Origin of the sequence: Alkalibacterium olivapovliticus, assembly GCF_003003275.1 — a bacterium.
GTDB lineage: Bacteria > Bacillota > Bacilli > Lactobacillales > Carnobacteriaceae_A > Alkalibacterium > Alkalibacterium olivapovliticum.
Map to the genome: position 1 here is coordinate 1 of NZ_PVTO01000043.1, position 10,129 is coordinate 10,129.

Consider the following 10,129-nt stretch of genomic DNA (forward strand, 5'->3'; position numbering starts at 1 on the left):
AACAAACAAGAGAATCGTAAGAAGGTTCATTTAGTTAAAATCTACTTCGAGAACGCACTATTTTGTAGAAAAATTCCCAATTTTTCCAAGAACGAGTAATTTATTCAAGAAACCAGCTTAAATTATAGAGCTATGAATTATTCAGGTTAAATTATGTGATAAGGAAACCCACCATAAATATTTTTTTCATTCTTTTTAAGAACTAAACCCAATCTGGTGATTTAAGCTTTTGATAACGGCCGTAACAATTTTGAAAGGTATTGCTTCTTCTTGACATTCTAGACTTAATTATTTAAATATCTATCCAGCCAAGTTACTCAATAGCAAGGTGAATAAAATCAGTTTTTATCATCTAGCTTAACTTAATAATACTGGTCTTAACAAAAACAACCAACCTGACACTGATAAATTTAAAGACATTGACTTATTAAGTTCGTCTCGATTTTCTTGTGGCTTTGATTATAAAAATAAATTTACAAAGATTGTTAAACTCCGTTTGACAATCTTTTATAAGCATGATTTCATGTATTTAAATTCACTTTTTCTTCTTGTCATCTGTATCTCTATGAGGATTCTGCTGCATATACTCTGTATTTCCGTGCGAAAAGTTTTTAGGTTTACTTCTGTGCTCACCAGTCCTTGGTAGTTTTTTTTCAAGTGCTTTTTTTATTTTTTCTTCAGGAATATTTTTTTCTCTAGTCATATTCTTCACCACCATTCATCTAAGCTTATATTTTCATGTATAAATTACTAGACACCTCTTTCATGTCAATCAGTATATCTTTTAAATATCTTTCATATTCATCTAATATAAAGTTCCTATCATTTAAATTTTTTTCGAACCCATAGAAAGTATTATACAATCCAGCAACTAGTGTTCTAATATCATATAAATCTTTCAATTTTTCACTATCCATAGTACTAAATTCAAACGAGCAAATAATATCCAACCTGGACTTTACTTGTTGAACAGTGTAAGTATTACTCTTTTTAATATACCTTTTTTTCAATCTCTTTGTTTTATTACTTAATTCTGATATCTCCTCTTCTATTATTTGCTCTATTTCTTTCAAAATTATTGTTAGTATTGTGTCTACTTTTTTTAGATATTCTTCTTTTTCTTCTGTTATTTCATTATTTCTTTTTTCTTCTAAATCAGCTGAAAATTTAAGCGATCTCATTGCTATATATATTGAAATAATAGCTACTATTGTAGAAGCTATAACTCCTACAAAGTTTACTATATCTATAATTGATATATTTGACATCTCTATCAAAGTTTCATTTATAGCTTCTAACCCAATATATAATTTTTCATTTTGGAAGAAAATTTCAATCCCTCCTTCTATATTCACCTTTTACATATATATTAGTTTAATCACATAGATTGTCATTTTATATTTCGTTTAGTTTATTTCTCTTGTGCAGACCAACTATATCTCTATTTTTTAATGTATATTTACAAAAGCTACTCTAAAGCCCACTTGGATTTTCTCTTTTTTATTAATTAACATACCTATAGTTGATTCATCTTAGTGTTTTCTTATCTATCAACAGTAATCCTTTTTATATAAAATAGTATTGCGAATACAACTTGATTTTTTCGAATTATTACTCACAATAAAAACGCTCAAGTCCTCAAATTATAGTATAAGTAGAATCAAAACACGTAACCATTATAACATTATTAAGTGTTATAATGGTTACGTGTTTTGAATTTGATGTAATAATTTTTTTATATAACTATACTTAATTTCAAAGGAGAGAAAACATGTCAGTAAATGGAGATTTCGAACAATTTTGTAGTAATTTACGAATGAGTGCAGATACAGTTACTAAAATTCAAAAGCGGTATAATACCATAACCAAAAGGATTAATAGCGATTACAGAATTTTGGATTCCGAAACATCATATAGTCTGTATGTTGGATCCTACGGTAGAGGAACCGAAATATGGACAAGTGATATTGATATATTGGTTCAACTACCGTACAAAACATATGCCAAATTTAACCGATACAATACTAACGGTCAATCAGCCCTTTTACAAGAAGTAAGAGAAAGTCTCAGAAAAACCTACCCTACTTCTTTTATTAAAGGGGACGGACAAGTTATTGGTATAAATTTTACGGACAGCATAAATTTTGAGATTGTCCCGGCATTTATCAACACTAATAACAGTTATACTTATCCTGACAGTAATGCTGGCGGTACTTGGAAAACAACAAATCCCAAAGCAGAGATGACAGCGATGAGGGAGAGGAATAACGCAACTAATAAAAACTTAAAAAGACTTTGTAGGATGGTAAGATCTTGGAAAGGTAACCATGATGTTAATATGAGTGGAATCTTAATAGATACCCTAGCATATAATTTTATTAATCAATGGGAATACAAAAATAAGTCATATTTATACTACGATTTAATGAGTAGAGACTTCTTTAAATACCTTAAAAACATTGATAAATCAGTTACTTCTTGGAAAGCACCCGGTAGTAATCGTAATGTTTACAAATCTGGAAATTTTCAAATAAAAGCAAAGATTGCATATTTAAACACACTTTCTGCCATAGACTACGAGACTCGATCTATGCCAATTACATCGAGAAATAAATGGAGGGAAATTTATGGATCGAAGTTCCCAAAATAGCCATGGTTATAAATTAGAATCACAGATTAGAGAAGCCTATGGAAGAGTCACCTATACGCAAACCTCTCATGACAAAATAATTAATAGATTAATCAAAAAAAATAATCAAATAAAATTGTGGCAAATTGTATTGGCAGCTATTACTACGAGTGGATTCATTGCTTCAATTCTTTCAAACAATAAAATTGCAAGCATACTAGGTGCATTGGTCTCTCTCATCTTATTACTATTAAATTCTTACGCAAAAAATTTTAATCTTATCGCGGCTGTAAGTGAACACAAAGAAGCCTCTGATTTATTGTGGAAAGTACGTGAAGAATATGTCACCTTGCTAACTGATTTTGAAATCTTGAGTATTGAAGAAGTAATGGAGAGAAGGGATGATTTACAAAACAGAACCTCTAAAGTATATAGTAATTCTCCCAGAACAGATAAAAAAAGTTATTTAGAAGCTCAAAAAGCATTAAAAACAGAAGAAGAACAGACTTTTTCAGAAAATGAAATTGACGTAATGCTGCCAAATTCAATACGTCGAAATAACAGAAATAACAATAATTAAATAGCTAAGCCGTACTCCCGAATTATTTCTAAGAAAATAGGTATTGATATAGATAAAAAGACTAGTATATGTTTCTAGTCTTTTTATCTATATCAATATTCTTTAAAAACTATCTTAGGGTAGTTATAGATCAAACAATGTTACTTCTTTTTCAAAATTATTACTTCCACTATGAGTCTTTACTTAATAGCTTTTCTAATTTATTTTTGAACTCATTATCTTTTTCCGGAAGATGATACTTGTACTGAGACTTCATTAAAAAGTGCGTTAATTCAATCAAATAGCTCGTTGAGTACATGTCATTTATATAATACGGTGTTTGTAAATTAGAGTAAAAGGCCTCATGACTCACGACGAACTCATAAAACCCTACCTTCTCAGCAATCCGATACAATGTTTTTTCATCAGTAAACAACCAGTCTACGTCCCCATCATACACAACGACTCCATATGATGTCACATAATAATAGACTACCTCTAAATCTAACTCTTGGAATACTTGTTTTTCCCGCTTTAACACTTCGGTGTAAAATTGGCTTCTATCCTCTAAGAAATTGATCTGCTTAGTTTTAGGCACTTTCCTATAAAACCAATTGGACTCCTGTGCTATGTTTTGAAAAAATACTTTGGTGAACAGCATGATACTTAACTCTGCAGGGTAGTTAAATGTATCTATTGGTTCGTTCGCCTTGTTTTTCTTTTGCTCAATGTCGTCCACTTTTTGGAGTATAAAGTTAACATGATTATACGCATAGTGTCCCCAGGTTCTAGAGGTACGGCTATTATCAGCGCGCCTGACAGCTGTCCAAAAAAGAGCATAGACTTGTCCAGGATTATACACTTCTAGTAAGCGAGTGATTTGATTTTCTATTTTTTCTCTATCGTTCGTATGCCTAAATGAAAAGTGATAGTTCTTGAGTTCCATACAGACACATCTATATAATTCTTGTTTAATAATGTCACGCCACAACTCATTAAACGCCTTAGCTTCATACAGCGTTGACCCACTAGGATACTTTAATGATTGAAACAATTCGTCTCTATCCTTTACACATACTGACGAAACATTTAATTGCCAGTAAACTAAGTTGGGATACATCCTTTGAGGAAACGTCCTGTCTCTTACAAATGCACTCATGTTACTGTCTGGCGATACTGAAATAATGTCTTTATTGAATAGGTGCTGTAGTTTTCGAGAAGCGTCTGCACGATCAATGAACAGAGGGTGGTAATTATCGTCGTAATCTTCAAATGACCCAAATCTATTGTTCATGTTGTTTACAAACATGCCTTGTAAGACAGTCGCGAGTACTACTTTCTCAAACAAACTGCACCCCTCTATCAGTTTTACTGCTTGTTGGGGATAAGATTCTTTTATTTTTTCTCTCTGATCATTAAGGCAATGCTCACATTCACACATCTCTAAATGCTGATGGCCACACTCAAGACAGTAAGGTACCGCTGTGTCTAACCCTTGTTTTTGATAGGTTTGCTTATTGGGTAATTGTTTATATAGGGGCGTTCCGTCATACATACAGGTTAGAGTCGTTTTGACTTTAGGAAAATGTTTTCGTAAGCGACTACTCTGTATGTCTTCCTCAATATCACGAGCAATATCTTTTAGGGTTCTCTTTTTGTCATAATAATCGACAAGGATCTTTAGTATATCTTTTTTGGTCTTTCCTTGTAGGTAATCGCCTTTGGTATCAAAATCCAAATTTAATGCCATTATATTAGTCTGCATATGTCATATCCTCTACTTTTTTATCCTTGTAGTGGCTAACTATAGTTAACACACCACTGATTGTATGCTGTTTGATTTTCTTAGTTCCTGTTTCAAAATGGACCGAAACTAGTCCCATTATATCACGAGCACACACTAAGATTAACACTAAACGGACTTGTTTCAGTCCAAAAGGTGTGTTGATTTTGAGAGAAGACAAAATAATCGATAATGAAAACATTATTGGAACCAACATTAGGCGGCTACGTAAACAAAAGAAGGTTGGCCAAACGGAACTCGTGAAGCAGCTTCAATTAATGAATACTGATATCACCAGAGAGACATTAGTTAAAATAGAAGCGGGCAGACAGCACATTAAATTAAGCCAATTAAACGGTATTAAACGCACTCTAGAGGTTGATTATGAAGCGCTATTGACTGATCAAAGCAATACATAACATACTGTATCTTTCTGTCACAGCCTATATTCAATAAAAAGAAGTTAGAAAATAATTTCTTCCTTCTTTTTATTCTAATTTTTATTTAAAACTCGCTTAATTCAAAAAAGTATTCCTGTTATTCGCTAATGGTTCAGGAGATTCAGCTGCTACTGAGTATCCCCTTGTATTCATGTCTTTTCGATTAACAATAATAATAGACCTTTCTTAATTTTTGCTAGAATGATTGTTCTCTTCGATTCCATCTGGCTTACTTCTTTTATGCGATTTGACAGTCTGACCATTTTTTCGTCTGTGTTTTTTTACTTTTACTACTCTGGGAGCCTTTCTAGTACGCTTCTTTTTCATTGCAGTACCTCCTCGTATGATTTTACTACACTAATTTTTTAACATTAAAGTTCACTTGTGTGTCCAGGACTTTATCATTTTTTCAGAAGAAATTTAGGTGAATTTTAGACACACCAATCTTGCGATTTAGTATTCTTAAATTACTGTAGCCTTCTTTTCATCATATTCTTTTTCTAAATCAATAATGTAGGAAAGGACTATAAAAACGAAATCTATAATTAATTTACTCTCTCTGTACCCTATGATTTCATTGCTGTGAGCAAAACTTTCGTTATTTCGAACAGAATTGAATTTTTCTAACACCTGAGTGGGTAGTTTAAGAATTTTAGGGGTCATAACGGACTCAAATGAATTGTACTGATGATGAAAACGAATGTACTTGCCATACATATTATTAATATTTTCTTTACTCGTATAATCGATCCCATGCTTCTCACAAAGTACCCTAAAGTATTTTGTCATATACGTATGTACTCTATCTAAAGCTAATTGTGGCTTATCTTCATTGAGTACCTTCTCAATATCTTCTTTTAACATCAGATAACTTTCTTCAAGATTTGAAACATTAAGTGCCGCCATATCAAATGATTTATTGGGAGTACCTTTTAAGGTTTCTAATTCTTTCTCAGCTGCTTCTTTCAATCGATATAATCGATAAAATTCTTCTTCAGTCGGATCCGATAATCTAAATTCTTGCTCCCAAAATTCTAATAAACCTAAGGATAATGTAGCAACCACTTGATTGCTTTCGAGTTTCCAAAACGCTCTTAGTCTATTGGCTTTAGACCCGCTTTTCTCATTGTATTTCTCGTCAAAAATATTCAAACGTGTCTCATCAAAAACAAACTCTTCAAATTTTCGATTACTAAATTCCATAACATAACCTGAATCCATTCCAAATAGTGTTTCTAATTTGGATTTAGTTGCTCTCTGTATATCGGACATTCTATACCTCTCCTCATGTGTTCGCTCTATTAACCAGACTGATTTTTTTCACGCAAGATAGCTGAGTATAGTTGCTCTAAAAGAGTATCTTTGATAACTGGCTTCATTGCCTTTTCCAATTCTTTTTTGTTTTGAAATTCAGTACTATAATCTAAATCATACAACTTGGCTATTATTTTCTTTCTCGAGCTATCAAATGTTATGTCTAGCTTTTCAAAATCTGGATACTCACGATAAAAGTCTTTTGTTCGTTCTTCTCTTTTTTTTATTTCTTGTAATCGTCGATTTTCCATTGCTTCTTCATATTCTTTTTCTCTCTTCTTTTTATTCTCGATCATTCTCTTCCTTATTTCTTCAGGTGGCACATACACGATCTCTTTTTTATTCTGAAAACGTAAGGGTAACAATAAATCAATTGTCCTGAGCAGTTGCTTTGTTTCCTCCGGGTTTAAGTAGGCCCGCTCGTGACAATTTTTCATCCATTCTTTTTTCTGAGGTTTTCTTTGGCCAACATACCACTCTATAATCATCGGATAAATGTACGTCAGATACCCCGGAAGACCGAATTCTCCATTGGTTTCTTTTGCTATCAGTGCATGTAAAATTAAATGTTCAAACAGATCACAGAAGACGAGTTTATCTTTTGTGTGTAAGGTAAATGGATACTTGTACTTTATAATAAATTCTTTGTTAGCTAAATTAAGATACCTATCTTCAGCAACGTGATGACAAAATAATCCTTCGGCTGTTCTCGCGTATTTTCCTTTAGTGATTGATTTAATTTCTTTTTTTAAGAATCTGTCGTATGATTTTTCTCTATAGTAATCATCGTTACTTCCTCCATGTTTGTGCAATAAACGATGGACTGCTTCATCATAAGACAAATTAACCAGATCGTTATAGTCATTCAATTTCTCGTTCATGATTAGACTCCTCTATTTTTCACTTCAAATAATTCACTACTTTTTCTTCACACTTCAGTGCTAAGAAAAGGATTTCTTTTTTTAGATAAGTGGTGTTATGTTATAAAAAAAGTGCGCAAAGCGATTCAAGTAGTGAGTACAATCTTAAATTTTATCTCAAAAACCCGGTGTACAAATGTTCGACGCCCTTGATATGAAAGGATTTAGTGTCGGATATTTGTACACCAAGACCCCCAAAAGCGGTACCTCGTGTCGAACATTCGTCCGACGCTGTAAACCCTTTGGCACAGCCAAAGTCACCTACTTTTTCAGTTGAAGACTGAGAAAGTGGTACCCGGTTTCCCTTATGCTCTTACATTAAAAAAATACGGATTAAAAAAGAATGACTAAATCAAAAACCTGGCCGTTTTTTTCTTCGTTTTGATCTAGCGTTGATCGGACTAATTGCCTATTTCGCATTTAAACTGACGAATAAACGTTAAACTTTATTGTGATTAGAAAACAGAATCATTTCGCATTGATAAATAATTTCTTTTAAAACTTTTCTTTTGACTTTAGGAATACCTATAGCAAACTATTCACCAAACAAACAATAAAAAATTTTTAGAGACGACACGCTCTCATAGTTTTTTTAAGTCTACTACTTACCTTTTCCCTTCATTTTTAAAAAATCGAGCGAAGCGACACTAAATTTAATCGAGTTTACGAGATAAATTTTAAGAGGTAATAGGAAACTTCCTATCAAGCCAAAATTTTCAATTTTGGGGTTTGTCATGACAAACCCGTTGCTTGCCTTCCATAAGTTCTTCGTATTTTGTTTTTTTAAAATAAAAGGGTCTACGACATTCAATTAATTTTCACTGGTTTGAGTCATTTAAAATTAATTGAAACGTTATCGGTTGTCTGTAGTCGCTCAGATTTTTTTATGATCAGTCTGGTATCATTTTTCTAAAAGAAAAAACGAACCATAAAAAAAAGAAAGAGCTCCTTTAAAAATCGATTTCCTTTTTCATGACCTTACACCATTTGATAAAAAAATTTAAACTACTTTTTCTATTACTATCGACTTATGACGCTTGATTAGTTTATCAGTAATAGTGGATTGATTTTTTAGTTCATGGGAAAATCAAGGAGGTATTTGCAACACTGCTCATACCTTGGTCAGTCTTTTTATTTTGAAAAGAGCTAGAAATCGTCGAGACAAAGTGACTAAAGAAAAAAGGGAGTGACGTCGAATGTTTCGAAACGAGACCGTTGTCTTCACAGGAACATTAGCAAGCATGACTCGGAAACAAGCACAGGATTTAGTTCGATCATTGGGCGGAAAAGTTCAGTCTAGTGTTTCAAAAAAGACAACTCTTTTGGTCATTGGAAGAAGTAACCTAGATCTTTTTGAACAAGATCCCCGTTCGTTAAAACTCAAAAATGCTGAGGAGCTACAAAAAAAAGGAGTCCCTCTCAAAAAATTATCAGAAGAAGACTTTATCACACTGGCCATTAACCAATTACAATCCAAACTGAACAAGTCATGATTTTATTCAAGAAAAGATCACTTGCCTCTTCACTGTTCCAATCATAAATGGCCATAAGTTTTTTCACCGACTGATTTCTTTTTTTATTTTTTTCAGTTGTCATTTTTTCTTTCAGAATAAAAACTAGAATCGATTGCGCTATTATTTTTTGACTGCACTTATCTTAAAAAAGAACATAAAGATTATTTTAAAAGTCGCTCACTTCAGAAAAAAAGTGTGATAAAAATGATCAGGATCAAAAAATAAGTATGTCTTTTTTTGATCCCTTTTAATTATATTGTAAGAGCATAAGGGAAACCAGGTACCACTTTCTCAGTCTTCAACTGAAAAAGTAGGTGACTTTGGCTGTGCCAAAGGGTTTAGAGCGTAATACATTTGTATGACACAGTGGTACCACTTTTAAGGTTATTGAATACAAATGTAATACACTCAAACGTTGATGTATCAAGGCTGTATTACATCTGTATTAAGGTTTTATTTGATTATTTTACTCAATCGTTAGAAACAAGTAGACTCCTGTTTCCACTTGTTTAATCGGTTCGTCTACTTTTTCGTTCTCTCTCTTTATGCCATATGAAATACTATGTACACTTCTCACTCTTCACTAAAAGCAAATGATTATCTCATTCATACTTTTTTAAATTATACATTTAAAAATAAATAGTACACTGACTATTTACCTTTACACACCATCGTATGTATTCATAAAAAAATCGACCTCAAAAAGACTATCCAGTAAACAGTACTATTTTCTGGATAGTCTTTTAATATTATTTTCTGGTCAAGTACCTAAATAGGGAGTGTCAATAATTATGTGTAAATGAAGTACTCCTTCTATAAAATCGATTTATTAATTTGTTAATCTTTCAAACATTTTTTCTAGCTCTGCTTCAGCTTGTTGGAAGCCGCGGTGAATCCGTGTCAAAAACTTCTGATTGTACGTATCAAAACGGGAAACCAAAAAGCGATCCATAGATTCTTCATTCTGAAA

10 protein-coding genes and 1 pseudogene are annotated in these 10,129 nt (G+C 32.3%); 4 read left to right on the forward strand and 7 right to left on the reverse strand.

The genetic code is table 11. The features are described 5' to 3' along the window. Positions 1-535 precede the first annotated feature (535 nt). Positions 536-703 carry a hypothetical protein gene (locus tag CLV38_RS13790; RefSeq protein WP_170068911.1) on the reverse strand — a complete coding sequence of 56 codons (168 nt, stop codon included), beginning with the start codon at positions 701-703 and terminating at the stop codon, positions 536-538. Between the two features lie 25 nt (positions 704-728). After that, a complete protein-coding gene (locus CLV38_RS12825) occupies positions 729-1,355 on the reverse strand; it encodes a hypothetical protein (RefSeq protein WP_106196296.1) in 627 nt (208 codons plus the stop codon). A gap of 416 nt (positions 1,356-1,771) precedes the next feature. Between CLV38_RS12825 and CLV38_RS12830 the strand changes: the two genes are divergently transcribed. Both CLV38_RS12830 and CLV38_RS12835 read left to right on the forward strand, forming a co-directional pair. Next, complete coding sequence (locus CLV38_RS12830) at positions 1,772-2,650, forward strand: SMODS domain-containing nucleotidyltransferase (protein WP_106196298.1); 879 nt, start codon at positions 1,772-1,774, stop codon at positions 2,648-2,650. Further along, positions 2,628-3,209: an SLATT domain-containing protein gene (locus CLV38_RS12835; RefSeq protein ID WP_106196300.1), complete on the forward strand. Its 582-nt coding sequence runs from the start codon at positions 2,628-2,630 to the stop codon at positions 3,207-3,209. Before CLV38_RS12830 ends, CLV38_RS12835 begins: the two co-directional genes overlap by 23 nt. A 169-nt stretch (positions 3,210-3,378) precedes the next feature. Here the strand turns inward: CLV38_RS12835 and CLV38_RS12840 are convergent, their stop codons facing one another. Further along, positions 3,379-4,953, reverse strand: coding sequence for a hypothetical protein (locus tag CLV38_RS12840; RefSeq protein ID WP_106196302.1), 1,575 nt, complete (start codon positions 4,951-4,953; stop codon positions 3,379-3,381). A 176-nt stretch (positions 4,954-5,129) separates the two neighbouring features. On the opposite strand from CLV38_RS12840, the gene CLV38_RS12845 reads away from it, so the two are divergent. Next, the gene (locus CLV38_RS12845) at positions 5,130-5,390 is read left to right on the forward strand and encodes a helix-turn-helix domain-containing protein (RefSeq protein WP_106196304.1); all 261 of its coding nucleotides are present in this window, start codon (positions 5,130-5,132) and stop codon (positions 5,388-5,390) included. A gap of 207 nt (positions 5,391-5,597) precedes the next feature. Here CLV38_RS12845 and CLV38_RS13795 read toward each other — a convergent pair whose 3' ends face one another. The 3 genes from CLV38_RS13795 to CLV38_RS14010 form a co-directional block, all read right to left on the reverse strand. Further along, entirely contained in the window at positions 5,598-5,738 is a 141-nt protein-coding gene (locus CLV38_RS13795; protein ID WP_155849131.1) for a hypothetical protein, read from the reverse strand. Positions 5,739-5,873: 135 nt separating this feature from the next. Further along, positions 5,874-6,683 (reverse strand): abortive infection family protein, encoded by an 810-nt coding sequence (locus CLV38_RS12850; protein ID WP_106196306.1) that lies wholly within the window; start codon positions 6,681-6,683, stop codon positions 5,874-5,876. A gap of 29 nt (positions 6,684-6,712) precedes the next feature. Beyond that, positions 6,713-7,606, reverse strand: coding sequence for an SAV1803-related protein (locus tag CLV38_RS14010; RefSeq protein ID WP_245920595.1), 894 nt, complete (start codon positions 7,604-7,606; stop codon positions 6,713-6,715). A 1,235-nt stretch (positions 7,607-8,841) separates the two neighbouring features. Between CLV38_RS14010 and CLV38_RS12860 the strand changes: the two genes are divergently transcribed. Further along, a complete protein-coding gene (locus CLV38_RS12860; protein WP_106196308.1) occupies positions 8,842-9,138 on the forward strand; it encodes a BRCT domain-containing protein in 297 nt (98 codons plus the stop codon). Between the two features lie 850 nt (positions 9,139-9,988). On the opposite strand, the pseudogene CLV38_RS12865 reads toward CLV38_RS12860, so the two are convergent. Continuing rightward, positions 9,989-10,129 (reverse strand): annotated as a pseudogene (locus CLV38_RS12865) (IS256 family transposase); the annotation flags it as partial.